This is a genomic window from Tsuneonella troitsensis (assembly GCF_001441535.1).
Classification (GTDB): domain Bacteria; phylum Pseudomonadota; class Alphaproteobacteria; order Sphingomonadales; family Sphingomonadaceae; genus Tsuneonella; species Tsuneonella troitsensis.
Genome location: NZ_LMAU01000002.1, coordinates 521,049 through 545,577, shown reverse-complemented (window position 1 = coordinate 545,577; position 24,529 = coordinate 521,049). Strand labels below are relative to the sequence as shown.

29 protein-coding genes and 1 other RNA gene are annotated in these 24,529 nt (G+C 65.6%); 15 read left to right on the top strand and 15 right to left on the bottom strand.

What is annotated here, in order from left to right:
* Positions 1-397: 397 nt before the first annotated feature.
* Entirely contained in the window at positions 398-940 is a 543-nt protein-coding gene (locus AR323_RS06270) for a hypothetical protein (RefSeq protein WP_161808718.1), read from the bottom strand.
* A gap of 52 nt (positions 941-992) precedes the next feature.
* On the opposite strand from AR323_RS06270, the gene AR323_RS06265 reads away from it, so the two are divergent.
* From AR323_RS06265 to AR323_RS06250, 4 genes are all read left to right on the top strand, one after another.
* The gene (locus tag AR323_RS06265; protein ID WP_057883072.1) at positions 993-1,778 is read left to right on the top strand and encodes a TlyA family RNA methyltransferase; all 786 of its coding nucleotides are present in this window, start codon (positions 993-995) and stop codon (positions 1,776-1,778) included.
* Between the two features lie 10 nt (positions 1,779-1,788).
* Positions 1,789-2,346 carry a TspO/MBR family protein gene (locus tag AR323_RS06260; RefSeq protein WP_057883071.1) on the top strand — a complete coding sequence of 186 codons (558 nt, stop codon included), beginning with the start codon at positions 1,789-1,791 and terminating at the stop codon, positions 2,344-2,346.
* 37 nt (positions 2,347-2,383) lie between these two features.
* A complete protein-coding gene (locus AR323_RS06255) occupies positions 2,384-2,638 on the top strand; it encodes an accessory factor UbiK family protein (protein WP_057883070.1) in 255 nt (84 codons plus the stop codon).
* A 61-nt stretch (positions 2,639-2,699) separates the two neighbouring features.
* Positions 2,700-2,996: a hypothetical protein gene (locus AR323_RS06250; RefSeq protein WP_057883069.1), complete on the top strand. Its 297-nt coding sequence runs from the start codon at positions 2,700-2,702 to the stop codon at positions 2,994-2,996.
* Here AR323_RS06250 and recF read toward each other — a convergent pair.
* Entirely contained in the window at positions 2,993-4,063 is a 1,071-nt protein-coding gene (gene recF / locus AR323_RS06245; RefSeq protein ID WP_057883068.1) for a DNA replication/repair protein RecF, read from the bottom strand. The two genes, AR323_RS06250 and recF, sit on opposite strands and share 4 nt — an antisense overlap.
* Before the next feature lie 228 nt (positions 4,064-4,291).
* On the opposite strand from recF, the gene AR323_RS15260 reads away from it, so the two are divergent.
* Positions 4,292-4,417, top strand: a complete 126-nt coding sequence (locus AR323_RS15260) for a hypothetical protein (RefSeq protein ID WP_268810498.1) — start codon at positions 4,292-4,294, stop codon at positions 4,415-4,417.
* Positions 4,414-4,632 carry a PspC domain-containing protein gene (locus AR323_RS06240; protein ID WP_057883067.1) on the top strand — a complete coding sequence of 73 codons (219 nt, stop codon included), beginning with the start codon at positions 4,414-4,416 and terminating at the stop codon, positions 4,630-4,632. The genes AR323_RS15260 and AR323_RS06240 overlap by 4 nt, the downstream gene beginning before the upstream one ends.
* A gap of 46 nt (positions 4,633-4,678) precedes the next feature.
* Here the strand turns inward: AR323_RS06240 and AR323_RS06235 are convergent, their stop codons facing one another.
* The 5 genes from AR323_RS06235 to AR323_RS06215 are packed head-to-tail and all read right to left on the bottom strand — an operon-like array spanning position 4,679 to position 8,178.
* The gene (locus AR323_RS06235; protein WP_057883066.1) at positions 4,679-5,461 is read right to left on the bottom strand and encodes an SDR family oxidoreductase; all 783 of its coding nucleotides are present in this window, start codon (positions 5,459-5,461) and stop codon (positions 4,679-4,681) included.
* A gap of 11 nt (positions 5,462-5,472) precedes the next feature.
* A complete protein-coding gene (locus AR323_RS06230) occupies positions 5,473-6,000 on the bottom strand; it encodes an NUDIX hydrolase (protein WP_057883065.1) in 528 nt (175 codons plus the stop codon).
* A complete protein-coding gene (locus AR323_RS06225; protein ID WP_057883207.1) occupies positions 5,997-6,671 on the bottom strand; it encodes a TPM domain-containing protein in 675 nt (224 codons plus the stop codon). Before AR323_RS06225 ends, AR323_RS06230 begins: the two co-directional genes overlap by 4 nt.
* Before the next feature lie 13 nt (positions 6,672-6,684).
* Positions 6,685-7,491, bottom strand: a complete 807-nt coding sequence (locus AR323_RS06220) for a TPM domain-containing protein (protein WP_057883064.1) — start codon at positions 7,489-7,491, stop codon at positions 6,685-6,687.
* A 9-nt stretch (positions 7,492-7,500) separates the two neighbouring features.
* Positions 7,501-8,178, bottom strand: coding sequence for a LemA family protein (locus AR323_RS06215; RefSeq protein WP_083495261.1), 678 nt, complete (start codon positions 8,176-8,178; stop codon positions 7,501-7,503).
* 152 nt (positions 8,179-8,330) lie between these two features.
* On the opposite strand from AR323_RS06215, the gene mscL reads away from it, so the two are divergent.
* Together mscL and ssrA are read left to right on the top strand one after the other, a co-directional pair.
* Positions 8,331-8,756, top strand: coding sequence for a large conductance mechanosensitive channel protein MscL (gene mscL / locus AR323_RS06210; protein ID WP_057883063.1), 426 nt, complete (start codon positions 8,331-8,333; stop codon positions 8,754-8,756).
* A gap of 7 nt (positions 8,757-8,763) precedes the next feature.
* Positions 8,764-9,112, top strand: a transfer-messenger RNA (tmRNA) gene (gene ssrA / locus AR323_RS14330).
* Positions 9,113-9,299: 187 nt separating this feature from the next.
* On the opposite strand, the gene AR323_RS06205 is transcribed toward ssrA, so the two are convergent.
* The 4 genes from AR323_RS06205 to AR323_RS06190 all read right to left on the bottom strand — a co-directional run bounded on the left by AR323_RS06205 (position 9,300) and on the right by AR323_RS06190 (position 13,139).
* Positions 9,300-9,536 (bottom strand): hypothetical protein, encoded by a 237-nt coding sequence (locus AR323_RS06205; RefSeq protein WP_057883062.1) that lies wholly within the window; start codon positions 9,534-9,536, stop codon positions 9,300-9,302.
* 134 nt (positions 9,537-9,670) lie between these two features.
* Positions 9,671-10,930 (bottom strand): N-succinylarginine dihydrolase, encoded by a 1,260-nt coding sequence (locus AR323_RS06200; RefSeq protein ID WP_057883206.1) that lies wholly within the window; start codon positions 10,928-10,930, stop codon positions 9,671-9,673.
* Positions 10,927-11,940, bottom strand: a complete 1,014-nt coding sequence (locus AR323_RS06195; protein WP_057883061.1) for an arginine N-succinyltransferase — start codon at positions 11,938-11,940, stop codon at positions 10,927-10,929. Before AR323_RS06195 ends, AR323_RS06200 begins: the two co-directional genes overlap by 4 nt.
* Positions 11,937-13,139 carry a hydrolase gene (locus AR323_RS06190; RefSeq protein WP_083495260.1) on the bottom strand — a complete coding sequence of 401 codons (1,203 nt, stop codon included), beginning with the start codon at positions 13,137-13,139 and terminating at the stop codon, positions 11,937-11,939. Before AR323_RS06190 ends, AR323_RS06195 begins: the two co-directional genes overlap by 4 nt.
* Positions 13,140-13,306: 167 nt before the next feature.
* Here AR323_RS06190 and AR323_RS06185 point away from each other — a divergent pair, with 167 nt between their 5' ends.
* On the top strand, positions 13,307-15,391 hold the full coding sequence (locus AR323_RS06185; RefSeq protein WP_057883060.1) for a malate synthase G: 2,085 nt from the start codon (positions 13,307-13,309) through the stop codon (positions 15,389-15,391).
* Here the strand turns inward: AR323_RS06185 and rsmA are convergent.
* From rsmA to AR323_RS06165, 4 genes are all read right to left on the bottom strand, one after another.
* Positions 15,384-16,202 carry a 16S rRNA (adenine(1518)-N(6)/adenine(1519)-N(6))-dimethyltransferase RsmA gene (gene rsmA / locus AR323_RS06180; protein ID WP_057883059.1) on the bottom strand — a complete coding sequence of 273 codons (819 nt, stop codon included), beginning with the start codon at positions 16,200-16,202 and terminating at the stop codon, positions 15,384-15,386. The two genes, AR323_RS06185 and rsmA, sit on opposite strands and share 8 nt — an antisense overlap.
* Positions 16,195-17,208, bottom strand: a complete 1,014-nt coding sequence (pdxA, locus tag AR323_RS06175) for a 4-hydroxythreonine-4-phosphate dehydrogenase PdxA (RefSeq protein WP_057883058.1) — start codon at positions 17,206-17,208, stop codon at positions 16,195-16,197. The genes rsmA and pdxA overlap by 8 nt, the downstream gene beginning before the upstream one ends.
* On the bottom strand, positions 17,205-18,575 hold the full coding sequence (locus AR323_RS06170; protein ID WP_057883057.1) for a peptidylprolyl isomerase: 1,371 nt from the start codon (positions 18,573-18,575) through the stop codon (positions 17,205-17,207). The genes pdxA and AR323_RS06170 overlap by 4 nt, the downstream gene beginning before the upstream one ends.
* A gap of 111 nt (positions 18,576-18,686) precedes the next feature.
* Entirely contained in the window at positions 18,687-20,999 is a 2,313-nt protein-coding gene (locus AR323_RS06165) for an LPS-assembly protein LptD (RefSeq protein ID WP_235510471.1), read from the bottom strand.
* A 134-nt stretch (positions 21,000-21,133) separates the two neighbouring features.
* On the opposite strand from AR323_RS06165, the gene AR323_RS06160 reads away from it, so the two are divergent.
* The 6 genes from AR323_RS06160 to AR323_RS06140 all read left to right on the top strand — a co-directional run bounded on the left by AR323_RS06160 (position 21,134) and on the right by AR323_RS06140 (position 24,520).
* The gene (locus AR323_RS06160; protein ID WP_057883055.1) at positions 21,134-22,588 is read left to right on the top strand and encodes a leucyl aminopeptidase; all 1,455 of its coding nucleotides are present in this window, start codon (positions 21,134-21,136) and stop codon (positions 22,586-22,588) included.
* Positions 22,589-22,596: 8 nt separating this feature from the next.
* On the top strand, positions 22,597-22,746 hold the full coding sequence (locus AR323_RS14325) for a DUF2256 domain-containing protein (protein ID WP_083495259.1): 150 nt from the start codon (positions 22,597-22,599) through the stop codon (positions 22,744-22,746).
* Complete coding sequence (locus AR323_RS06155; RefSeq protein ID WP_407701070.1) at positions 22,677-23,180, top strand: DNA polymerase III subunit chi; 504 nt, start codon at positions 22,677-22,679, stop codon at positions 23,178-23,180. Before AR323_RS14325 ends, AR323_RS06155 begins: the two co-directional genes overlap by 70 nt.
* Positions 23,181-23,254: 74 nt before the next feature.
* The gene (gene ndk / locus AR323_RS06150) at positions 23,255-23,677 is read left to right on the top strand and encodes a nucleoside-diphosphate kinase (protein WP_057883054.1); all 423 of its coding nucleotides are present in this window, start codon (positions 23,255-23,257) and stop codon (positions 23,675-23,677) included.
* An 88-nt stretch (positions 23,678-23,765) separates the two neighbouring features.
* A complete protein-coding gene (locus tag AR323_RS06145; RefSeq protein ID WP_057883053.1) occupies positions 23,766-24,206 on the top strand; it encodes a nuclear transport factor 2 family protein in 441 nt (146 codons plus the stop codon).
* Between the two features lie 86 nt (positions 24,207-24,292).
* Positions 24,293-24,520: a hypothetical protein gene (locus tag AR323_RS06140; protein ID WP_152980305.1), complete on the top strand. Its 228-nt coding sequence runs from the start codon at positions 24,293-24,295 to the stop codon at positions 24,518-24,520.
* Positions 24,521-24,529: the final 9 nt, after the last annotated feature.

Sequence of the window (24,529 nt, the reverse complement as noted above, 5' to 3'; positions counted from 1 at the left end):
CTAAAGACTGGCGGGCAGGCGCAGCTTGCGCGGTTGTCTCAGCGCGTGTCGTTGCCGGATATGAGAAGGGCGGCTCCTGGCTTGCAGGAACCGCCCTTCGCATGGTCAGCGGCCAGTGTGGCCGCCCACGAAGCCTCTATCGGCAAAAGTAGGATCTACCGATAATGCTCCGCGAGGGTCGACACCGACCTCCCTGCTGAACCATGAGACATCGGATCACCTCCTTTCGCGCTTAAAAAGCCAGACCGCCGTTTCACCGGTGGCCGAGAGCCGCGTGGGTCGCTGGCCTCAAGCCGGAATGTGAGTCTTTCGCGCGCGCAACACAAGTCTTGAAAATAAGTTTTTCACTGTCAGTATCGACACTTCGGGCTCGCTGGACAGGCGGGCCTTTTTCGTATCAGCGACAGTCTTCGATCACCCGCGTGATTTCCGGCCAAGTCGGCAGGTAAAGTGCCGATTGTCCGGGCACTTCGACGGCAAAGCGCCCCTTCGAGAAAGCGATCGCATCTAGAAGCGGGTCGGTGGGCGACAGGCTGGCGATGATCGACGGCAGGGTGCCCGATTGCGCGTTCGCAGTCAGCGCGCGGTCGGCAGTTTCGGTGCGAATCCGCATGGGCACGGTCTGCGTCCCGGTTCCGGCCCGCGCCAGGGTGATCCGCCGCTCGGTCTTCAGGCAGGTGACCGCGAAGCGCGCATCCGCACCCGAATCGCCGAACAGTGCCGCGGTCGATCCGCTCGCCGCGCGGTAATACCAGTCGCCGGGGGTCTGGGGCGCGTCCATCCAGGTGCCGTCTGCCGGTATCGGCACTGGTGAGGCCACCGGCGCGGGTGTCGGGGCAGGGCGTGCGACAGGCGGGGGCGGGGTCGGCTTCGGAGCCGGAGCGGCGCACGAGGCGGCGCCGATGCAGGCGATGACAGCGATACTTCCACGAAAGCGCATGTTTTCTCCCGGTTTGACAGCCGTTCAACGCACGCTAGGCGATCAAGGGTCCATGGGAAAGAAGCGCCTCGACCAGATCATCGTCGATCGCGGACTGGCGGAAAGCCGTTCGCGGGCGCAGGCGCTCGTCATGGCGGGACTGGTTTTCTCAGGGGATCGCAAGCTCGAAAAGCCGGGTCAGCAGTTGCCCGAAGACGCCCCGGTCGACGTGCGCGGACGCGACCATCCGTGGGTTTCGCGCGGCGGGATCAAGCTCGCCCACGCGATCGACGCCTTCGGGCTCGACCCCGCCGACGCGACCGCGATGGATATCGGCAGTTCGACGGGCGGTTTCACCGACGTCCTGCTGCAGAAGGGCGCGGCACGCGTATTCGCTGTGGATTCGGGCACGAACCAACTCGCCTGGAAGCTGCGGCAGGATCCGCGCGTCGTGGTGCTCGAGCAGACGAGCGCGCGGGTGCTGACCGCGCAGCAGATCGATGCCCCGTGCAACTGGGTGGTCTGCGATGCATCCTTCATCGGTCTCGCCAAAGTGCTCGAGCGCCCGCTGGAGCTTGCCGCGCCGGATTGCCGCCTCGTCGCGCTGATCAAGCCCCAGTTCGAGGTGGGGCGCGAGGAAGTGGGGAAGGGCGGGGTGGTGCGCGACCCGGCACTTCACCGGCGCGTGTGCGACGAAGTGCGGCTCTGGCTCGAGGGAAGCGGCTGGGCGGTCGACGGGATCGTGCCCAGTCCCATTACGGGACCGGAGGGCAACGTGGAGTTCCTCGTCGTCGCGAGACGTGGCAACGTTGCGTCCGCATCGGCACTCGGCCACAACCCGGCCGACGAATCGCCGTGACGGAGACTCAATGACCGCTCTCGCCTCCCGCGGACAGTTGCGCGCCAGTTTCATTCGCTGGGCGCTATTCACGGTGCCGCTCGTCGTGTTGCTGGGATTCCTGGCGGGCAGGCTGTCGGGCAGCGGTGCCGACACCATGTGGTTCGAATCGCTGGTCAAGCCGGCGATCTTCCCGCCGCCGATGTGGTTCGGGATCGTCTGGACCATACTTTACGTGATGATGGGCCTCGCTTTGGCGATGGTCTGCGCGGCCTGGGGCGCAAGGGGGCGCGGCATCGCTATCGCGGCCTTCGTGGTGCAGTTCGCCGTCAATCTCACTTGGTCGCCCACGTTCTTCGCACTGCACGAGATTCGCAACGCCCTCATCGTAATCGCCGTGCTCGACGTGCTGGTCATCATCACCATTGCGCTGTTCTGGCGGGTGAGGAAGATGGCGGCGGTCCTGCTGCTCCCCTACCTTGCGTGGATCCTGTTCGCGACGGTGCTCAACTGGCAGTTTCTCGAACTCAATCCCGACGGCGGGATAGAGGCACCGGCGAACGGCGCGGTCGAGCGCTACGAATTCTGACTTGCGGGCCGGACCGGGCAAAGCCACATAGCGTCCCATGCAAAGCGAAAACCCCATCGTCGCCGATCTCGTCAAGCTGGCCAATGCCGCAGCGGGCACTTTCGCTGGCATGACCCGCGAAGCGCGCGACGGAGCGCGTGAACGGATGCGCGAGGCATTCGGCGGAATCGACTTCGTCAGCCGCGAGGAATTCGACGCGGTGAAGGACATGGCCGCCCGCGCGCGCGAAGACGGCGACAAGCTCGCGGCACGCATTGCAGCGCTCGAAGCGAAGCTCGCCGACCGAACCTGACATTGCGCAAGTGCGGAACGGACCCTTTCCCGCTCGGTTGAGCGGCTGAAAGGACGTTTCCATGTTCACCCAGCTCAACCCCCCGATCCCGCTCCATGTCCTCGACAAGGGGGATGGGCTGGCGATCGGCCTGATCGACTACGGGCCAGAGCATAACCTGCTGTGGATCACCGCGCTCGACGCGACTGGCGAAATCTGGTGCGCGCCGAACCCGCAAGTGCGGATGCAGGCGAACTGGAGCATGGGGCGGGCAAAAAGCCCTGCGGTTGCGGCTTCGAAGGAGCGCATGGCATCGAAGAATGCGGGCCTTGGCGAAGCCTGCGCCGATTGTGCGGACCGGGTGCCCGAAGCCGCCTAGCTTTCCCGCGCGGCCGACCCGCCGACCACTCGCCAGACCGCCGTTTTGCGAAGCACGGGCTGGAACGGCGCTGTCTCGGTACCGGTGAACCAGACCTGCAATTCGTGATTTCCCAACCGCGCGAACAGAGCTTCGCGGCGCAGCGGGTCGAGGTGCGCGGCCACCTCGTCGAGCAGCAGCACGCTGGCCCGCCCGCGTGCGGCAATCGCGGCGTGCGCCAGTGTCACCGCGATCAGCATGGCCTTCTGTTCGCCGGTCGAACATTGCGCGGCAACCTGACCCTTGCCGGCCATCGTCACGCCCAGGTCGTCGCGATGCGGTCCGGCCAGCGTACGGCCCGCAGCTCGGTCCGCGCCGCGAGAAGCGCGCCATGCATCGGGATCGGGCGCACCGCCGGTCACGAGCGTGAGGTCGGGTCGGGCGAACGGTTCGGAGGGCAGGGCTTCCAGCTCGCCGACCAGCGCCTCCACCAGCCGGACGCGGCCGCCGGCCAGCGCGGATCCGGCTTCGGCCATCTGCGCTTCGATACCGTCCAGCCACACCGGGTCGGGCGCGGTGTCGCCCGCCAGCAGGCGATTGCGCTCGCGCAGGGCAGCTTCGTAGCGGGCCGCATGGCGAGCGTGCGCCGCGTCGAGCGCCACCGCCATCCGGTCCAGCCAGCGTCGCCGTGCGCCCGCACTGTCGAGGAACAACCCATCCATCGCCGGCGTGAGCCATGCGAGCGAGAGCCACTCGCCCAGCGCCAGCGCGCTCGCTTCGGCACCGTTGATGCGCACCGTACGGCGGGTGGGGCGCGCGGGATCGGTCGAAGTCGCCAGCCGCACGGGTTCGCCGCCTGCGACGAGCGAGGCGCCTACACCGAAGCCGCCGGGTCCGGCTGCGCCCGCCATATCGTTCAACGGGGCGCGGCGCAGGCCGCGTCCGGGCGCCAGAAGCGACAGCGCTTCCAGCACGTTGGTCTTGCCCGCGCCGTTGTCGCCTACGAGCAGGTTGAACCCGGCCGCGCCTTCGAGCGAAGTGGCGGCATGGTTGCGAAAGCTGGACAGAGAAATGCGGTCGAGCGCCATTGGAAGCTCTCGGGATAGCCCGACCGAGCCATTCCCGCCAGCGCCCAAACACGCGATGCCAACAGATGGGAAAATTTCCCAATGTTGAGCGAGTTGTTCATCCTGGGTTTATCGCGGCGATTGCCGAAATGGCGGATTTCCGCCGTTTTTCGAAATTGGCACGCCCCTTGCGAAGTAGCTGACATCCGACGGATGGCCCGCCGGGACAACTCGAAGAGGGAAACGACAATGGAAATTCTCAACAACAAGGCTGCCGCTGCGGTCTTCTCGCTTGCCTTCAGCCTCGTGATGTTCGCGGCTGCGATCGCTCCCGCCAACGGGGGCGCGCTCCTCCCCGGCGGCATGCTGGCATGAACGGCCTCGACAATCCCCGTCCTGACGTGACCCCGGTCAAGCAGGGCTTCCACCTCGATCGGAGCAACGCCAAGGTTTTCGGTGTCTGCGCCGGCATCGCCCGGCACTTCGATATCGACCCCATGATCGTTCGCGTGGCCTTCGTGGCCGGAACGGTCCTCGGCTTCGGTTCGCTGCTGCTGGTCTACCTGGCGATCGCGCTGATCGCCGACTGAGGAGGGCGCGGAGGGTATCCGCGCCCCCCTTTATTCTCTCAAAGACTCACATCGCGCTGATGCCGCCGTCGAGCTTGAGCTCGGCACCGGTCATGAAGCTGCTCTCGTCGCTGGCGAGGAACAGCACCCCATCGGCGATCTCGCGCGGTTCGCCCACCCGCTTGAGCGGTATCTGACGGGCCAGCTTGTCCATGATCACGCTCTTCTCGCGCCCCGTGCTCGCCACCATCCCGTCTAGGATCGGCGTGTCCACGAAAGTCGGATGCACCGAGTTGCAGCGGATGTTCCAACCCATCTTGCCGCAATAGAGCGCGACCGACTTCGACAGCATCCACACCGCCGCCTTGCTGGCGTTGTAGCCGGGCATCGTGTCGCTGGCGATCAGCCCCGCGATCGAGCTGATGTTAACGATCGAACCGGGCTGGTTGTCCTTCATCAGCGGCAGCGCCTTCTGGCAGCCGAGGAACACGCTCTCCACGTTGATCGCGAAGCCGCGCCGCCATTCCTCCAGAGTGCAGGTCTCGATATTCCCGCGCACGCCGACCCCGGCGTTGTTGACGAGGACCGACAGGCCGCCGAGCTTGTCCCGCGCCATCTCGATCGCGGCGTCCCAGTCTTTCGGGCTCGTCACGTCGTGCTGCATGGCGAAGGCCGTGCCTGCGCCGTGCGCCGCGTCGATCGCGGCCGCGGTCGCTTGTGCACCTGCGCCATTGATGTCGGTGCACAGCACCCGCGCGCCTTCGCGGGCGAGGGTCTGGCAGTGCGCCGCGCCGAGTCCCTGCGCCGCACCAGTCACCAGCGCCAGCTTGCCCGCCACCCGTCCAGCCATGTCCGTCTCCGTCAGAATTCGCCTGCCAGAAGCAGACCCATTATTCGAACGTCGATCCCGACGCCCGCGTTTCTGCGTTCCTCGACGAAAACCGAAAGCTCGGCAAGAGGGACCCGGTAGACCGTGATGTCCTCTCCGTCGGTGCCCCCGCCGACGCCTGTCTGCCGAAGGCCCGACGCGCGGACGAGGGTGAAGCTTTCGCTCACCATGCCCGGCGAGCTGTAGAATTCGCCCAGGCTTTCGAGGCTTTCGGCCTTCCAGCCGGTTTCCTCTTCCAGCTCGCGGCCCGCCGCATCGAGCACCTGTTCGTCGGGATCGTCCTGGTCGCCGACCAGCCCCGCAGGCAGTTCGAGGCAGACCTTGCCGAGCGGCTCGCGGAATTGCTCGACGAGCAGCACGTGCCCGTCCTCGACCGCAAGGATCACCGCCGCGCGGATGCCGCGAACCCGGCTGACGTATTCCCAGCGCCCCTTGCGCTTGGCGGCAATGTAGCGGCCTTCCCAGACGGTCTCCTCAACTACCGCGTGATCGACCGTCATACTTCGATGAGCCGGTCGGGCAGTTCGTTCACGTCGTTTTCGTGGCGCGGGAAGTGCTCGGCCAGCACCGCGCCGACGTCGGCGATCCCTACGGCGAGCCCTTCGGCCACGCGCCCTTCGCGGATGTGGACCAGCATGTCGGCCATCGCGCCGCCCCAAACATCGGCCGAAACCTTTGTGGCGATCTCCTCGTCCGCGACGATCTCCGCCCGGTGCTCGCGCATCGACAGGTAGATCAGGACCCCGGTTCGCCCATGCGTGCGCCGTTCGGCACCGACCTTGAACTTGCGCACCGCGGCTTCGCGCACGCGGGCCTTTTTCACCGGCGGAGGGATGAGGAAGAACTTGAGCGGCTGCCAGAACTGGATCGCCCACACTGATACGAATTTCACCACCACCAGGGCCAGCGCGAGCGACAGTACGGCCTGCGGGTGCCAGTCGTGGTTCCAGCCGCCCAGAAGCAGGTCCACCTTGGCAAGGTAGAAGTCTGGGAACAGCGCCAGGAAGGCCAGCGAGGCGGTCGACGCCAGGATCGCCCAGCCGAGCTGGATGTCGCTGTAGCCGTCCGACCGCTCGGCCAGGACGGTCACGATCTCGCCCGCGGTTTGCTCCTCCGCGGCGGCGACCGCAGCGGAGACCAGCTTGTGCTCTGCGTCGTTCAGATAGCCCATCACCAGACCCCGACTACCATCCGCCCGACGCGCCGCCGCCGCCGAAGCTGCCGCCGCCGCCGGAAAATCCGCCGCCGCCGAAGCCGCCGCCGCCACCCCAGCCGCCGCCGCTCGAGCCGCCGCGCGCGATCGCCTTGCCGGCTTCCCACAGGATGATGTCACCCACCACGTTGCCGGTCAGCGTCCCATTGTGGCGCCCGCCGCGGCGCCGTCCGCGGAACAGCGGCAGGATGAAGAAGAACACGATGAAGACCAGCCAGATGATTCCGCCGATCGGAAAACCGCCGTCGCTCTCGGCAGCCTGCAGTTCCGCCTGCTGGGCCACGCGTGCGGCCTCCTCGGCGGGCAGTTCGAGCTGCTTGATGATCGCGTCCGCCCCGGCGACGATGCCGCCGGGCATGTCGCCCGCCTTGAAGGCCGGCAGGATGGTGTTCTGCACGATCAGCGTGGAATAACCGTCGGTCAGGTAAGGCTCGAGACCGTAGCCGACCTCGATCCGCACCTTCCGGTCGTTGGGCGCGACGAGCAGGATGACCCCGTCGTTGCGCTCCTCGTCGCCGATGCCCCAGCTGCGGCCGAGGCGGTATCCGTAGTCGGAGATCTCGTATCCCTCGAGACTGGGCACCGTGGCGACCACGAACTGCCGCTGTGTGCGCGTCTCGAACGCCGACAGCTTAGCGTCGAGCGAAGCTTCGACGTCCGCAGGGATGACGTCGGCGAGGTCGACCACCCGGCCGGTCAGGGGAGGGAACTCCTGCGCCAACGCCGGCGACGCGAACAGCGCCGCCAGCGAGGCGAGGAAAAGCGCGATGGCGCGCACGCGGCGGCGTCAGTTTGCCGCGGCGGTCGCGGCCGGCGCGGGGGCGTTGTCGTTGGCGCCGGCAGCGGGCGGAACCGTTGCCGAACCCGATGGCGTCATGTCGAGCGTGGGGGCGACTTCGGCGCCGGCGGTCACGGCCCGATAGGGCACGATCGGCTTGGAGCCGTAGATCACGTTGGCACCGATCGCGCTCGGGAATGTGCGGATCTCGGTGTTATAGTCGCGAACCGCTTCGTTGTAGTCGCGGATGGCGATGCGGACCTTGTTCTCGCTGCCTTCGAGCTGGCCCTGCAGCATCTGGTAGTTGGTGATCGACTTGAGGTCCGGATAAGCCTCGAAATTGGCGAGCAGGCGGCCGAGGCCGGTGGAAAGCTGGCTCTGCGCCGCCTGGTATTCGGCCATCTTGGCCGGATCGGTCAGGTCGTTCGCTGTTACCTGGATGCTGGTCGCCTTGGCACGCGCCTCGATCACGTCGGTCAGGATGCCGCGCTCCTGTTCGGCAGCGCCGCGCGCGACTTCGGCGAGATTGGGAATGAGGTTGGCGCGTTCCTGGAACGCGGCCTCCACGTCGGCCCAGCGAGCCTTGGCGGTTTCCTCCTTGGTCGGGATCGTGTTGATCCCGCACGATGCGAGACCCAGAGCGGCGAGCGCGACAATCGCGGCGCGGCGAACGACGGTGAAATTCATCGACGGTAACCCCTTCTTCCCAGTGGAGAGCTTGCAAGCCCTGCCTGTATTGCGAATCTAGCACACCGTGGCCCCCATTCAAGCGAAGCCGGTTGCCTTCGCCGAGAATTTTCGCAAGGGTCGCATCAGACGCACCAAGGTGGGAGACGCGCGTGTTCCAGGAATTCAAGACCTTCATCAATCGGGGCAACGTGCTCGATCTCGCGGTGGCGGTGATCATCGGCGCGGCCTTCGGCAAGATCGTGACGTCGCTGACCGACAGCGTGATCATGCCGGTGATCGGCTGGCTGTTCGGCAGCATGGACTTTTCGAGCTATTTCATCCGCCTCGGGCCCGTGCCCGATGGCTACACCGGCTCGCTGACCAACTATGCCGCGCTGAAAGAGGCGGGCGTACCGATGATCGGCTACGGCGATCTGATCACCCAGCTCGTCAATTTCCTGATCGTGGCCTGGGTGATCTTCCTGATCGTGAAGGCCGCGAACAAGGTTTCGCACAAGCCGGAAGACGCGCCTGCCGGTCCGACCGAGGTGGAACTGCTCGCCGAGATCCGGGACGAACTGAAGAAGCGTCCCTGAAATTCGGTCACTTCACATTAAGCCGGCATCGCCTATATCGGGCGTTGCCGGCTCTCGGGCCGGATATGGCGATAAATTGCGGTGTGCAATAGACACAGCGGACCCGGGGGCAGTACCCGGCGGCTCCACCACCTTCTCCGGCGTTGCGGAGAAAATGACGGGGCCGAACTAGGATCGACGTGTGTTGAAAAGCATCGTTTTTGCTCGGGCTGAGTAACCCGTTCAAGGCTCAAAACCCACAAGTGCCAACGATAACGAAGCACTTGCTCTCGCTGCGTAATTCTAGGGGCTAACGCCCTGAAGTTACAAGGCTTTGAGCACGGTTCGGACCGAACCGGGTAACAGAATCGGAAACCGGGCGTCCGGGGGTACGTAGCAACAGAAACCCCCACCTGCTTTCGCTGTCATATTCCCCCGACGCCGGCCTGCGAACGGCACCGTGCTGTGCTTTCGGTGCTCACGATCCGTCAGGTCGCTGCGCGCCGGTTCTCGCGCGTCACCATTCCCGGCTCGCCCTCGACGAAATCCGAAAGCGAAAGCGCGTCAGGTTGCCGCTGCGCCCTCGCGTTCCTTCTCGTACCGGATGCAGTCGAAGATCTTCGCGCCGGCAAGGAACACCGAACCGGTCACCGCCAGGAAGAGCAGCTGCCCGCCTACTCCGGGATACTGATCGAGATAGACCGCGCCGCGCTCGCAGGCGCCCAGGGCCAGCGCGTAAATGATCAGCGACGCTTCGAAGCGCGTCTTGATGACGAAGAGGCGCCTGATCTTTCCCAGCATGCCGATGCTCTCGCAGTCCGTGTCGAACGATTAACACATCGGCTGGGCGAATGTGCCTCGCAAAAGGCAGGCTGTCCCATACGATGGTTAATGCTGGGGCGAGTGTAACCGACCTCCGAGAGACGTCCAGAGCGTTAACCCAGAATGTCGAGGCCCAAGCTTTCCAGCAACCGCGCGCGCGCGGACACGACCGCCGCGAGAAGGGCGGGCTGACCGATGTCCGCAGGGTCGATCTGTTCGGGCCAGCTTGCCGCGATCACCTGTTCGATCCGGTCGGCTTTCGCTTCGTCGAGCATGAACCGCGGATCGACCGTGTCCGGATCGGCGACGACCCGCAGCCGCAGGCACGCAGGACCGCCGCCGTTGGCCATCGATTGGCGAACGTCGACGGGAAAGACGTGGCGGATCGGTCCATTTCCCTTCACCAGCCCGTCGAGATAACGGGCCACTGCGGGTACCTCGCGGCATTCGGTCGGAACGATCAGCGCGGTTTCGCCTGACGGCAAGGTCACCAGCTGCGCGTTGAACAGGTAGCTGCGGATCGCATCGGCCAGACTGACTTCGGCGGACGGCACCTCGACCACTTCGAGTGCCGGAAACGCTTCGCGCATCCGTTCGATCGCGGATGCCTGGTCGGCGAAAGCCTCGGCATGGGTGAACAGGACCGAGCCGTTGGCGACCGACACGACATCGTTGTGAAACGCGCCCGCCGCGATGGCTGCCGGGTTCTGCTCGATGAACAGGGTCCGTGCCGGATCGAGGCCGTGCAGCCGCGCCACGGCACGGCTCGACTGCTCGTGCTGGCGAGCGGGGAACGGTCCTCCGCTGCGGCCGAACACGAACACTTCGACTCCCGGCTGGTCATGGCCGGCGCACAACCGCATGTGATTGGCCGCGCCTTCGTCGCCGAAGCTGGGCGGGACGGGCTGGTGGATCGCGAAGTGCGCCTCGTCGGCGAATGCGACAGCGAGCTGGCGGGCGGTATCGGGCCATTCCTGCGCGCGGTGCGGCATCGTCACCAGGTTGGCTGGCGTCAGGTGGCAGCGCCCGTCCGCCGTGTCGGGGGCGGGGCTGACGGTGGCGGCGTTGGCGGTCCACATCGACGAGGCGGACCACGCGGCCGCGGTCAGGGCCGCATCGGTACTCTCTTCCGCGCCGAGCCGATCGAGAAAACCCAGGTTCGGGCGGGGCAGGGGAACGAAAAACCCCTGCGCCAGGCCAAGCCCCAGGTTGTGCCGCATCTTGGCGAGCCCTTGCAGCGCCGCCGCGCGCGGGTAGCTCGCGGTCCCCGCGTGCGCCGTCGCGGCGAGGTTGCCCAGGCTCAGCCCCGCATAGTTGTGGCTCGGCCCGACGATCCCGTCGAAGTTGATCTCGACCAGAGAGTCGCGGTTCACCGCGCGACGCTCCACACCGTGTCCCCGGTTCCGACGCCGAGGAGCTGCACGCTCTTGGCATCGATCGCCACCTCGTCGCCTTCTAACTTCCGCGTGCCGAAGCACGAGCGGAAATCGCCCAGCCGCCCGCAGGCAAGGATTGCGCGCTCTCCGCCGTCGAGGTCGCTGCGGGCGATAGTGGCCGCTCGCGCATCGCGGATCGATTTTACGTCGTCGGTGCGCGCGGTCATGGTCGGGCCGCCGTCGAAGATGTCGACATAGCCGTCGTGCCGGAAGCCCTCGTTCTCCAGCATCCGCATCGCGGCCCGGCCGGTGGGGTGGGGCATGCCGATCACGTTGCGCGCGTGATCGTCCAGCATCGCGATATAGACCGGATGTTTGGGCATCAGGTCGGCGATGAACTGGTTGCCGTTGATCGCGTTGAAATAGTCGGCGTCCTGGAAGCTCATGCCGAAGAACCGGCCGGCCACCCCGTCCCAGAACGGCGAGCCGCCGCGCTCGTCGATGATCCCGCGCAGTTCGGCCAGCACGCGCTCGGCGAAGCGGGCGCGGTGCATGGCGATGAACAGGTATCGGCTGCGGGCCAGCAGCAGCCCCAGGCCGCCCGCACGCTCGTTGGGATGCAGGAACAGCCCGCCGACTTCGCTCGACCCTTCGAGGTCGGTCACGAGGCTCAGCAGGTCGGCGCGGACCGTGCGCTCCAGTTCCTGCGAATGCTGGGTCAGGGTGGTGATTCGATAGGAATAGAACGGCCAGCGCTGGCCGACCTTCGTCATTAGCTGGCAGGTGCCGCGCACGTCGCCCGTCTCGGCGTTTTCCAGCACGAGGACGAACTGCTCGTCGGCAAGGCTGTCCTCCTCGCGGCTAAAGGCGCCCTCGGTCCGCTCGAGCTTCTGGCCGAGCGAGGCGCGGTCGGCGGGCAGGTTGGTAAAGCCGCCGCCGGTGAGCTTGGCCATCTCGTACAGCGGCTCGAGATCGTCGATATGCGCGGCGCGCAGGCGAAAGCTCAAAGGGGTTCTCCGGATGCGAGTCGGGCCAGAACCAGCGCCGACAGCGCTGCGCGCTCGGCAAGACTGGGCACGATCATGAATTCGTCGGGCGAGTGGATCGCGCCGCCGCGAACGCCCATCGTGTCGACCACCGGGATGCCGCAGGCGGCGATGTTGTTGCCGTCGCACACGCCGCCCGATGGCTGCCAGCCGATCTGCTGGCCAAGCTCCGCGCCGCACTCCTTGACCAGGTCGAACAATTTCTGCGCCCGTTCGTCGACCGGCTTGGGCGGGCGGGTGATGCCGCCATGCAGGTGCGTGGATACTTCGTGGAGCGTTGCCAGCTCTTCGAGCAGCGTGGTGAGATCGATACGGAATTGCTCCGCCGCTTCGGTCGACTTCGGGCGAATGTTGAACCGAAGCACGGCGTGATCGGGCACGACGTTGTTGGCCGATCCCCCGTCGATCCTGGCCGGATTGACCGACAGATCGGCGTGACCCATCGCCTTCAGCCGCACCGCGAGATCCGCCGCCGCGACGATCGCGTTGCGCCCCTCGTACGGATTGCGCCCGGCATGGGCGGACCTGCCGGTCACGGTGACGCTGTAGTTGCCGCTTCCGCCCCGGGCATGAGCCAGCGTCCCGTCGGGAAGGGCGCTGGGTTCATAGGTCAGGGCGGCGTACTTGCCCTGCGCGAGAGATGCGATGAGCGCCGACGACGACAGCGATCCCGTCTCCTCGTCGGAATTGATCATCACGTCGTAGCCGATCGCCTGTCCGGCGCGGGTGCCTTCGAGCGCCAGGAGGGCGTGAAGGATCACCGCGATCCCGCCCTTCATGTCGGCAAGGCCGGGGCCGACGAGCGTCTCGTCATCGACCCAGCGCTGGTGCTGGAACGGATGATCGACGGGGAACACGGTGTCCATGTGGCCCGTCAGCAGAACCCGGCGCTCGGCCTGCGGACGGACGCGCACAACGAGGTGCCGACCGTGCGGCTTTTCGACCTCGCGCCCGTCCGGCGCGACCACCGTGACCGGCGCGGGATCGACCAGCTCGATCTCGCCCGGCAGCGCCGAGAACGCGTCTGCCAGCAGGGCGGCCTGCTTCGCCAACCCGACGAGGTTGGCCGTGCCGGTGTTGATCGCGCTCCATGCGCGGGTGGTGGCGAGCATGGCCGGAGCGTCGATCGCGGCGGTGAATTGATCGGGGGTGAGTTTCATTTGAAACCGTTCCTAGCGCCAGCGGCAGGGCTGTCCAACCCCGCGCACCCGGCGGTTGCAATCGTTCCACGGCTTGTGCATTGGCGCGGCTCGCTTCCTCCCCGGACGACAGTTATTCGATGGTGTGCCGATTCCGATCGGCGCGCAGGACAACGTGCGAGGACAGTGTGAGCGATACCGTTTCCAAGGCCGGCCTTCAGGTGGACAGCGCACTGGCGCGCTTCGTGGAGGAGGATGTGCTCGCCCCGCTCGGGCATGCGCCAGACGCGTTCTGGAAGGGCTTTGCCGCGCTGCTCGCCGACTTCGCCCCCCGCAATCGCGCCCTACTTGCCAAGCGCGACGAACTGCAGAGGCAGATCGACGATTGGCACCGCGAACGCCGCGGGCAACCGCACGATCCGCAGGCCTACCGCTCGTTCCTGCAAGACATCGGCTATCTCGTTCCCGAGCCCGGCGACTTCACGATCGGGACGCAGGGCGTCGATGCGGAAATCGCCACCATGGCGGGGCCCCAGCTCGTCGTGCCGGTGCTCAATGCGCGCTTCCTGCTCAATGCAGCGAACGCCCGCTGGGGCAGCCTTTACGATGCCTATTACGGAACCGACGCGCTCGACGCTCCCCCGGCACGACCCGGCGGATACGACGGACAGCGCGGCGCGGCGGTCATCGCGCAGGTGCGACGGTTCCTCGATCAGGCGCTGCCGCTGGAAGGCGGCAAGAGCTGGAACGCGATTGGCGGGCCGGATGACATTTCGCTTGCCGATCCAGCGCAGTTCGTGGGCGATACGGCGCGCGGAAAGATGTTCGCGAACAACGGGTTGCACGTCGAAGTCGTATTCGATGCGAACAGCCCCGTCGGTCGCGACGACCCTGCGGGCATTTCGGACGTCGTTCTCGAAAGCGCGCTGACGACGATCGTCGACCTGGAAGATTCGGTCGCCGCCGTCGATGCGGCGGACAAGCTGGCTGCCTATCGGAACTGGCTCGGAGTAATCCGGGGAGACCTGTCGGACACGTTCGAGAAGGGCGGCCAGTCCATGACGCGGCGCCTGGCGGACGACGTGCGTGCGGGCGACTCCAGCCTTCCGGGCCGAAGCCTGCTCTTCGTGCGGAATGTCGGCCACCTCATGACCAATCCAGCTATCCGTTTGGCCGATGGCGGGGAAATTCCCGAAGGGATCATGGACGCGGTCGTCACCAGCGCGATCGGCGCGCACGATGTTCGCGGGCTCGGGCGTTGGCGGAACAGCCGCGCGGGCAGCATCTACATCGTGAAGCCCAAGCAGCACGGCCCCGAAGAATGTCAATTTACCAACGACTTGTTCGACGCGGTTGAGGACTTGCTCGAACTGCCGCGCCACACGATCAAGGTCGGCGTGATGGACGAGGAGCGCCGCACCAGCGCCAACCTCGGCGCCTGCATTCACGCGGTGCGGGACCGCATCGTGTTCATCAACACCGGCTTCCTCGACCGGACCGGCGACGAGATCCACACCTCGATGCAGGCCGGCCCGATGATCCGCAAGGCGGAGATGAAGACCAGCACGTGGCTGACCGCCTACGAAGCGCGCAATGTCGCGATCGGGCTTCGGCATGGCCTGTCGGGAAGGGCGCAGATCGGCAAGGGCATGTGGGCGGCCCCCGACATGATGCGCGACATGATGGAGCAGAAGATCGGCCATCTGAAGGCCGGCGCGAACACCGCCTGGGTCCCGTCACCAACCGCTGCGACGCTCCACGCCACGCACTACCACACGCTCGACGTCTTCGCCCGCCAGAAAGAACTTGGTGAGGCGCCCGATCTCGACGCGCTGCTGGCGATTCCGCTCGCCCAGGGGACGAACTGGTCGGAGGACGAGGTTCGCGAAGAACTCGACAACAACGCGCAAGGCCTCTTGGGCTATGTGGTGCGGTGGATCGACCAGGGCGTCGGCTGCTCCAAGGTGCCCGATGTCCATGACGTGGGCCTGATGGAAGATCGTGCGACCCTTCGCATCAGTTCGCAGCATATGACGAATTGGCTTCATCACGGGGTCTGCAACGCAGAACAGGTGATGAATTCGCTACGTAGAATGGCGATGAAAGTCGACGCCCAGAACGCGGGCGACCCATCGTACGTGCCGCTGGTCGGGAACGAGGACGGCCCCGCTTTCCGCGCTGCGGTCGACCTGGTCTTCAAGGGAATCGAGCAGCCCTCGGGCTATACCGAGCCGCTTCTGCACGCGTGGCGACAGGTCGCGAAAGCTAGCTGAGTTCGCGCGCAATCGAAACGAATTCGCTCACCGTCAGGGTTTCCGCCCGGCGCTGCGAATCGATGCCGAGCGCCTCGAGAGCCGCCAAGGCGCCCGGCAGGCCCTTGAGGCTCTGGCGGAGCATTTTCCGGCGCTGACCGAAGGCGAATTCGGTAACCTTTTCAAGCAATCGCACCGAGACGCCTTCGGGCATCGCGGCAGGTTCCAGGTGAACGACGGCGCTCATAACCTTTGGCGGAGGGGTGAAGGCGCTGCGGTGGACCTTCATCGCCAGGCGCGCGGTGGAACGCCACTGGGCCAGCACGGCAAGGCGTCCGTAGGCGCCATCGTCGGGGCCGGCGACGATGCGCTGGGCGACTTCCTGCTGGAACATCAGCGTCAGGCTGGTCCAGCGCGGTGGCCATTGCTCGCCGCCAAGCCACCGAACCAGCAGCGCCGTGCCGACGTTGTACGGAAGGTTGGCGACGACCGCATAGGGCTCACCCATCAGTCCGTTGTGGTCGAGCTTCATCGCGTCGCCCTCGATCACGCGCAGCTTGCCGGGAAATGCCGCTTCGAGTTCGGCCAGCGCGGGCAGGCACCGACGGTCCATCTCCACCGCGGTTACGCGGGCACCGGCTCGCAGGAGCGCACGGGTAAGGCCGCCGGGGCCAGGGCCGATCTCGAGCACGGCCTTGTCGGCCAGATCGCCCGGCAGCGCCGCCAGGCGAGCGAGCAACTGCTCGTCGAACAGGAAATTCTGGCCCAATGCCTTACTGGCCGACAGGCCGTGGCGCGCGACGACTTCTCGCAGTGGCGGAAGGTCAGCCATGGATCGCCCGCCGACCGGCGCATTCGCCCGCCATGCGGATCGCCGCGATCGTGGCGCCCGCGCTGGCGCGACCCGTTCCCGCTATGCCGAATGCGGTCCCGTGATCGGGGCTGGTGCGCACGATCGGCAGGCCCAGCGTCACGTTCACGCCGCTGTCGAAATCGAGCGCCTTCAGCGGAATCAGGGCCTGATCGTGATACATGCACAGCGCCACGTCGAAGTCTCCCCGCGCATGGGCCGCAAACAGCGCGTCGGCGGGATGGGGGCCAGTAGCGGCGATGCCTTCTGCCTGAAGCCGTTCTATCGCCGGGGCGATGATACGCGCCTCCTCATCGCCGAACCGGCCGCCTTCTCCTGCATGAGGGTTGAGCGCGGTAATCGCGATACGCGGATGCTCGATGCCGAAATCCTGCTGAAGTGCGGCAGACGCGATATGCGCGCGGCGGCAGATCAGATCGACCGAAATCAAGGCGGGCACCAGAGCCAGCGCCACGTGCACCGTCAGTGGGATAGTGCGTAGCTGTGGACCGGCCAGCATCATGACCGCGTCCTGCGCGGCGACGCCGCAGGCATCGGCGACATACTCTGTCTGGCCCGGGTGATCGAATCCGATCTCGGCCAGCAAAGCCTTGGCGATCGGTCCGGTGACCAGCCCGGCCGCCTTTCCGCTTTTCGCAAGAGTGGTCGCTTCGGCAAGACTGGCCAAGGCAAGCGATGCGCCTGCCCGGTCGGGTGCGCCCGGCTTCCATTCACCGTCCAGATCGCTGCACACCGGGAGCGCCCGGTGAAATACCCGCTCGGCCTGCTCTAGCGACGAGACAGTCTCGATCGGGACCACGAGCCCGCGCGACGCCGCAGCTTCCGCCAACAGGCGCGCTCCGCCTATTGCCACGAATACGGGCAGTCCTGATTGCTCGCGCCGAACCCAGGCCTCGACCAGCAACTCCGGGCCGACCCCCGCCGGGTCGCCGATGGAAACGGCGAGCGGGCGAGGTGGCTGGGTCAGTTGTATTCGATCACCGCATCGTTGCGCAGGTCGCGCAGGTAACGCTGGGCGCGCTTGTTGATGCGGTCGTCTTCGAGCTGGTTCATGAGATCGTCGAAGCTGGGGCCGCCGACCGTTTGCGGATCGTCACGACCGCACAGCATCAGCACGCTCACGCCGTCCTCGACACCTCCGAACGGCGGGGTCACCTGGCCGATCTGGAGATCGACGAGCATCCCCTGGATGGCTTCCGGCAGCGTCCGCAGAACGATTCCGTCGCTGCTGGCGACCTTGGCGCCCATCCCCGTCGCGACTTCGTCGGCCGTTCCGCAACCGCGCATCTGGCCGATACCGGCCACGAACTTCTGCAGTTCGGCCTGTGCCTCCGCCTCGGCAATGCCCTCCTGGAATTCGTAGGATATCTGCTTGAGGCTCAGGACTGCATCACGCGGATCGGCGGTCAGGATCGCCTTCTTGTCGATCAGCGCAAGAATGCTGTAACCGCCCGAATTCTCGATAGGCCCGACGAGCTGACCGACCTGCATCTGGCGGGCAGCGACGGCCAATTCGCTTGGCAGCATTTCAAGCCGCACGAACCCGAGGTCTCCGCCCGCCGCGGCGGTCGAGGATTCCGAGTACTGCCGGGCATATCCCACGAAACTGCCGCCCTGGCGCAGCTGCTCGATGATCTGGGCGATATTGGCGAGTACCTGTTCACGATTCTCCGGAGTAGCCGCCAGCCAGATTTCACCGAGGCGATACTCCTCGGTGCCCCGGCTCGCCTCGAGGCGGGCCATGATTTCGTTCACTTCCTCCGCCGAAACGTTGACGAACGGGGCGACATTGCGCTGGAGGAGCCGCTGCCAGGACAACTCGCCAAGGATCTGGCGCTTCAGCGAAGCGGGGGAAGAGCCGACGCGCTCGAGATATGCATCCATCGCATCGACGTTCTGGCCGAAGTTCTGCGCCGCCACGCGGGCGTATGTCTGATCCACCTCTGCCTGGTTGATCGTGATCTCCTGCGCGCGGGCTTCCTGGATCTGAAGCGTCTCATCGATGAGGTTGCGCAGGACCTGGGTGCGAAGGCGCTGCAACTCATCTGCTGCGATTTCGCTGCGCGATGCGGCTACCACCAGGGCGACGCGCTGGTCCACGTCGGTCCCGGTCACAATCTGACCGTTCACCACTGCCGTTGGCTTGCGCGTGTTCGGATCGTTCTGGCCGAGAACGGCGATATTGCCGGGCAAGTTGAGGCCGTTGCCGACCGGAGCCTGCTCGGCAGGCTGCGCATCTTGTGCGGCAGCGGCAATGGGAGACACGGCGAGGCCAAGCGCGGCAACACCGGAAAGCAACTTGGAAAAGGTTCGTTCGATCACGCCTTGGTCCATATGCATCGACGGCCGGAAGGGACGTCGGATTGAGCCCGGGCGGGTGGGCCGGAACGGCTTAACCCAAGCTGAGTGCGCGCGGCGGATAGCGCGTTAACGCGGCTCTGCCAACTAGCGGAAACCAAGGTTCCGCAAGGCGAAATAGAACTGGAAGGTGTTGCCCCTGCGCGCATCCCCCTGGTCCAGATAGTCCCGGCGCCAGGTCGCGCCCAGTTCTAGGCAATCGTCCTGATAGGCCACTCCGATCCGTGTGCGGATGGGATCGAAGCCGTCGGCGCTGAACGTCGGGTCCTCAGACCGGTCGGTCAGGTTGAATACACCCGATCCGAAAACCGACCAGTAGCGGGCGAACGCCACCCGCCCTGCAAACCGAAGCTCCTCGCGGTCGCGCAAGTCCTCGATGGTGGGTGCGATGTCGCGATTGAGACGGAGGTACCCGACTTCTGCATAGGTCCTGCTCGACCCGACGGTCGCGTCGATCTCGTTCCGCCGCACCGCAAGGCTGTCCTTGTCCAGCCGGAAGCGATGTGTGAACTTGACGAAATCCCTGAAGCGCACGTCGGTTCTTCCGACGAAATCGGACACTCGTTCCGAAAGGCCGGTTCCGTCCGGTAGGATCGTCGCGCGGTTGGTCAGCCGGACCGACTGCCCCACGGTCGTGCTGATCCGCCAGTTGGGGCGCGTAAGCTCCCAGTCGACTCCATAGGTAACGCGCGGACCATCCTCGATCCGGTCGTAGCCGGGGAAGCGGTTGAGCGAAAAGAGGTTCGAATCCTCTAGGTCGATGGCGCGGGCATCTTCGTTCGGGACGGCGAGGTTGCGGATGCGAGGCGTCACGACGAACTGCACACGCGGGGTCAGCACCTGGGTGCCCCCGAACGCAGCGCCGATCAGCGGCCATTCGATATCGGCCGCCGCCAACGCCACTCCGCGCGTTTCCCATCCCGGATTGCCACGGTAGATGGCGGTCGCGGTCAGTTCGTTCTCGTCGGAATGGTACACGTCGCCGCGCAACAGGCCGGTCAGGGTGACCAGTTGCCCGAGGCCGGTGATCTGCTTCAGGTCCCATTTCGCCCCGGCAAAGGCCCGTTGCGTGTCCTGCCCTTCCGGTCGGAACAGCGCGAGCGAATTGGCCTGTAGTTCCAATTTTCCGCCGATCCCCGGGGCGTCGAGCCGATAGCGATAATCGATCATCGGCAGCGCGATCGGCACCTGGCCCTGCGGCACGCCCAACCGTAGGGTCTGCGTCGCATAGCCGGCGATGGTGAGATAGGAATCCTGGTCGATCCGCTCGATCTCGATCATCGAACGCAGGCGATCGTCGCGGCTGATGTCATACCGACGAAGGAAGGTGCGGTCGGTCGCGCGTCGAGCGGAAAAAGTGAGGCTCCAGTTCGGGTCGAACTGAAATCGACCGTTCGCGAAGATATAGCCGCGCAGTCGGTCGGCGCCGCTCGCGGCGCCGCCGAAGGGATCGAGCCGACGGCTGTAGGTAAGATATCCAGTGGCCTGATAGGCTCCCCGGTCAGTAAGGTGCCGCCATTGCGCGGAGGCCATCGGCGGGGCGTCGGTAAATGCGTAGGCGCTTACCGTCAGGTCCTTGTTGGGCGCCAGGTTGAGATAGTAGCTGCCGGAAACCTCGAGCCCGTTGTTGCGCGAATACTGGATGTCGGGGATCAGGAAGCCCGAGACCGGTCGCCCGTCGGTTCGCACCGACAGCCCGGGGAGAGGGATGAGCCGAGCTCCGAATATTTCGAGATACGCGCCTCTGAACCGAACGATCTTATCGTCCGGCGAATAGATCACGCGGTCTGCGGTGATTCGCCAACTGGGTTCCTTAGGACAGCGGTCTTCGGTCGCGACCTCGCAGCCGGTGTAGGCCGCCGTCGTCAACTCGATGGTACCGTCGGCTAGGCGCTCGCCATTGGCGGCGGCCAGCCTACCGCCTTCCCGAAGGGCTAGGAGGAGATCCTCCATCGCCCCTGCCTCGAACTCGTCGTTGAGTTCGATGCGGCTGGTGTACAGCTGGTTGCCGTCCTCGTCGACGAAGCGGACATCGCCGGTGGCGACGATCTGACCGCTCGTCCGGCTCCATGTCACCTGATCGGCGCGTACAGAGCGATCCTCGCTTCGCAGGACCACGTCTCCGCTCGCGGTGACGGTGTCGTTGTCCTGGTCGTAAGAAACCGAATTCGCTTCGAAATTGATTCGCTCTGCATCGCCGGGGGCGGGCGGCATCGTGGCGGGGTCGATCGGCGGAATCGGCGTCGTGAGGTCGGGAGGCGTGCCTTGCGGCTCCTCCACCGTCCCCATCCCGGCGGCAGCGCCGTCCTGGGCGGTGACAGGAGAGGCCGACAGAGCCAGTGCCAGCGCGGCAAGGCTTGCGCAGCCGGCACGATTGCCGTTCGGCAAGCGGCGTTTCATGGCTTGCAGCGGTCCGATCGAAGCGGGGAGCATCGCTTGCCTATCGCAGCACTGCCGCCTAATCGCAATCGCCATCCTGCCTCGGGTCACGCGTTGTTTTTCCATGCCCGGGCACGCCAATATTCGGAGCTAACATGCAGATTCAATTCGCCGCGACCGTGCCTGCCGGGACTCAGATCGTCGCTCGAGTCGTCAATCAGGACAGCCTACCGGCGGACCTTGAAGCGACGCTGGCGCACGGTGCGCGCACCGCACGGTTCACGGGCAAGGCGGGGCAGGTGTTCGACGGGTTCGCCGGACGCAACGGCGAAATCGTCCGCGTCGCGATCGCGGGCGCCGGCGACAAGGGCGACGAGGGCCGTCTCGCCAATTTGGAAAAGGCCGGCGGGGCGCTCGCCGCCAAGTTTGCGTGCTCCGGGTCGGACACGATCGCGGTCGAGCTGGAAGGTTTGACCGACGAGGAAGCCGCTGCGGTCCTGATGGGACTTCGCCTGCGTACCTGGCGCCACGATCGCTATCGCACCCGGATGAAGGACGAGCAGAAGGTCACTCTCAAAAAGGCCGTGGGCATCGGCGGTTCCGCCGGCGTCGAAGCGGCGTGGCGGGATGCCGAGGCCGTGGCCGAGGGTATCGAGTTCACGCGCGAACTCGTCGCGGAGCCAGCGAACATCATCTACCCCGAAAGTTTCGTGGCCCGTTGCCGCGAGCGCTATGAAGGCACCGGCCTTGAAATCACCGTCCTCGGCGTCGAGGAAATGACGAAGCTCGGCATGGGGGCTCTTCTGGGCGTGGGGCAAGGTTCGGAGCAGCCTTCGCGCCTGCTTGCCGTAAAGTGGAACGGGGGCGAACCCGGCGGCCGTCCGATGGCTTTCGTCGGGAAGGGTGTCACGTTCGATACCGGCGGTATCAGCATCAAGCCGGGACCCGGCATGGGCGACATGAAGTGGGACATGGGCGGGGCCGGGGCCGTCGCCGGCGCGATGCTGGCACTCGCCAAGCGGAAGGCGAAAGCCAACGTCATCGGCGTCATGGGCCTGGTCGAGAACATGCCGGACGGCAAGGCGATGCGCCCCGGCGACGTGGTGACGACGATGAGCGGTCAGACCGTCGAGGTACTGAACACGGACGCGGAAGGCCGCCTGGTCCTGTGCGATGCTCTGACCTGGGTGCAGAAGGAGCACGATCCGGTCGCGATCGTCGATCTGGCAACCTTGACCGGTGCGATGATCATCAGCCTCGGCTTCGAATACGGCGGCATGTTCGCCAACGACAACGATCTTGCCGATGCCTTGGCGAAAGCCGGAACGTCGAGCGGAGACAAGCTGTGGCGGATGCCGCTCGGCCCCGCCTACGACAAATTGATCGATTCACCGATCGCGGACATGCAGAACATCGGCCCGCGCGAAGGCGGCTCGATCACGGCGGCGCAATTCCTCCAGCGGTTCATCGATAAGGGACGCCCGTGGGCGCACTGCGACATCGCGGGAATGGTCTGGGCGGCCAAGCCAGGAGCGACATGGGGCAAGGGCGCGACCGGCTACGGCGTCCGCCTGATCGACCGCTACGTGCGCGACGCGCTGGAAGGCTGAGTTCCAACATGCCACGCATGCGGCGCAAATCGGACCTGCCCAGCAAGGTCTGCGTCGCATGCGGATTGCTATTCGCCTGGCGCAAGAAGTGGGAGCGCGACTGGGACAGCGTGAAATACTGCTCCGATCGGTGCCGATCGCGGGGCGCTGCTGCGTGAAGGTAGACTTCTGGCAATATTCTGAAGGTTCGGTTGCGCGCATCGTGGCTCTGATCGCGGGCCGCGTACGCGACGGCGGCGATCGATTGCTGATTTTGGATGGCGACGACGACCGCCGCACGGCAATTTCCCAGGCTCTGTGGGAATCAAAGCCAACGGCATTCATGGCCAACGGCGAGGCCGATGCGCCGCATGCAGCGCGCCAGCCGATCCTGCTCTCGGCAAATTGCGATCCGGTCAACGGCGCAAAAGTCGCGGTCTTCGCGGACGGCGTATGGCGCGACGAAGGCGAATCGTTCGAGCGCACTTTCCTGCTGTTCGGAGAGGCCGGGGTAGTGCCTGCGCGAGCCGTCTGGCGAGAGTTCGACGGTCGCGATGACGTGACGCGCAGCTACTTTGCGCAGGAAGACGGCAAGTGGGTGAAGAAGGCCTGACGCTTGCGCACGGCGCGCCGCATCGCTAGGGGCGCGCGCAAATCCCCGACACAATTGCCTGCAAGGAAATCCCCATGGCGGTCACCCGCACCTTTTCGATCATCAAGCCCGACGCCACCCGCCGCAACCTGACCGGCGCGGTCACCAAGATGCTGGAAGACGCAGGCCTGCGCGTCGTCGCGTCGAAGCGTATTCATATGACCCGCGATCAGGCCGAAGGCTTCTACGCCGTCCACAAGGAGCGTCCCTTCTTCGGCGAACTGTGCGATTTCATGACCAGCGGCCCGGTCGTGGTGCAGGTGCTCGAGGGCGAGGACGCGGTGAAGCGTAATCGCGACATCATGGGTGCGACCAACCCGAGCGACGCGGCCGAGGGCACAATCCGCAAGACCTTTGCCGAGGGTATCGAGGCCAACTCGGTCCATGGTTCGGACTCGGAAGAGAATGCCAAGATCGAGATCGATTATTTCTTCAAGCCCGAAGAAATCGTCGGCTGACTAAGCAATGGAGGCGGCTGATCCCGCCTCCGGCTCGCTTTAACAAATGTGATAGCCGGGTGATCCGGGTGCGTGGTAGCGCGCCGGGATGCTATGGAATCGTGGTCGGAAATGCAAGGCTCTGGCCGCGCGCTTCGTGGCGGCGATCAACGCGCACGATGCCCATGCGATGGGCGCGCTCGTGACCGACGATTTCACCTATATCGATAGTTGGCGCGAGGGTGTGACGGGCAGGGAGCTTGTCATCGCCGGCTGCCGCGCATTGTTCGCCGCAGACCCTGGGTTCCATATCGAGGTGGAGTCCAGCAGCTTCAGCGATCCATATGTTCTCATGCGTGGCTGGGTCAGCAGCGACAATCCGGCGATCGGCCGCCGCCGCGCGGTCTGGCGTGCCCGCTGCGAAGGAATGCAGATCGGCGAATGGCAATCTTGGGCCGACGGCTCTCCTCCCGCGCTTAGTCGCGCACTCGCGCCCGACAAGGCGATCGATATGTCCCATCGCGCGCCGAAGAGGCCTGGCACACCCTGATTGTCAGGCGCTTTTGCCGCTTGGTGCGATTGGTGATACGAATGTGGCTGCAGGGTCGTGTGCATCTTTCTCTGGGGAGAAAGAAGATGAGTCGAATCCTTGCCATACCGATCGCATTGGTTTGCTACGCCGCGTTTTTCGGATCCTTCGTCTACTTGGTCGGGTTCACCGCCGGAATCGACTGGTTGCCGACAAATGTCGACAAGGGGCTGCCCGCCACACCGTTGACTGCCGCAATTATCGACATTGCACTGATCGCCCTCTTTGGCTTGCAGCACTCCGTGATGGCCCGACCGGGCTTCAAGGCGGCCTAGGCCCGCATC

Excerpts from the sequence above, each read along its gene's own strand:
- AR323_RS06270 (WP_161808718.1), bottom strand. The coding sequence starts at position 940 with ATGCGCTTTCGTGGAAGTATCGCTGTCATCGCCTGCATCGGCGCCGCC.
- AR323_RS06265 (WP_057883072.1), top strand. The coding sequence starts at position 993 with ATGGGAAAGAAGCGCCTCGACCAGATCATCGTCGATCGCGGACTGGCG.
- AR323_RS06260 (WP_057883071.1), top strand. The coding sequence starts at position 1,789 with ATGACCGCTCTCGCCTCCCGCGGACAGTTGCGCGCCAGTTTCATTCGC.
- AR323_RS06255 (WP_057883070.1), top strand. The coding sequence starts at position 2,384 with ATGCAAAGCGAAAACCCCATCGTCGCCGATCTCGTCAAGCTGGCCAAT.
- AR323_RS06250 (WP_057883069.1), top strand. The coding sequence starts at position 2,700 with ATGTTCACCCAGCTCAACCCCCCGATCCCGCTCCATGTCCTCGACAAG.
- recF (WP_057883068.1), bottom strand. The coding sequence starts at position 4,063 with ATGGCGCTCGACCGCATTTCTCTGTCCAGCTTTCGCAACCATGCCGCC.
- AR323_RS15260 (WP_268810498.1), top strand. The coding sequence starts at position 4,292 with ATGGAAATTCTCAACAACAAGGCTGCCGCTGCGGTCTTCTCGCTTGCC.
- AR323_RS06240 (WP_057883067.1), top strand. The coding sequence starts at position 4,414 with ATGAACGGCCTCGACAATCCCCGTCCTGACGTGACCCCGGTCAAGCAG.
- AR323_RS06235 (WP_057883066.1), bottom strand. The coding sequence starts at position 5,461 with ATGGCTGGACGGGTGGCGGGCAAGCTGGCGCTGGTGACTGGTGCGGCG.
- AR323_RS06230 (WP_057883065.1), bottom strand. The coding sequence starts at position 6,000 with ATGACGGTCGATCACGCGGTAGTTGAGGAGACCGTCTGGGAAGGCCGC.
- AR323_RS06225 (WP_057883207.1), bottom strand. The coding sequence starts at position 6,671 with ATGGGCTATCTGAACGACGCAGAGCACAAGCTGGTCTCCGCTGCGGTC.
- AR323_RS06215 (WP_083495261.1), bottom strand. The coding sequence starts at position 8,178 with ATGAATTTCACCGTCGTTCGCCGCGCCGCGATTGTCGCGCTCGCCGCT.
- AR323_RS06205 (WP_057883062.1), bottom strand. The coding sequence starts at position 9,536 with ATGCTGGGAAAGATCAGGCGCCTCTTCGTCATCAAGACGCGCTTCGAA.
- AR323_RS06190 (WP_083495260.1), bottom strand. The coding sequence starts at position 13,139 with ATGAAACTCACCCCCGATCAATTCACCGCCGCGATCGACGCTCCGGCC.
- rsmA (WP_057883059.1), bottom strand. The coding sequence starts at position 16,202 with ATGGCTGACCTTCCGCCACTGCGAGAAGTCGTCGCGCGCCACGGCCTG.
- AR323_RS06170 (WP_057883057.1), bottom strand. The coding sequence starts at position 18,575 with ATGGACCAAGGCGTGATCGAACGAACCTTTTCCAAGTTGCTTTCCGGT.
- AR323_RS06165 (WP_235510471.1), bottom strand. The coding sequence starts at position 20,999 with ATGAAACGCCGCTTGCCGAACGGCAATCGTGCCGGCTGCGCAAGCCTT.
- AR323_RS06160 (WP_057883055.1), top strand. The coding sequence starts at position 21,134 with ATGCAGATTCAATTCGCCGCGACCGTGCCTGCCGGGACTCAGATCGTC.
- AR323_RS14325 (WP_083495259.1), top strand. The coding sequence starts at position 22,597 with ATGCCACGCATGCGGCGCAAATCGGACCTGCCCAGCAAGGTCTGCGTC.
- ndk (WP_057883054.1), top strand. The coding sequence starts at position 23,255 with ATGGCGGTCACCCGCACCTTTTCGATCATCAAGCCCGACGCCACCCGC.
- AR323_RS06145 (WP_057883053.1), top strand. The coding sequence starts at position 23,766 with ATGCTATGGAATCGTGGTCGGAAATGCAAGGCTCTGGCCGCGCGCTTC.
- AR323_RS06140 (WP_152980305.1), top strand. The coding sequence starts at position 24,293 with ATGAGTCGAATCCTTGCCATACCGATCGCATTGGTTTGCTACGCCGCG.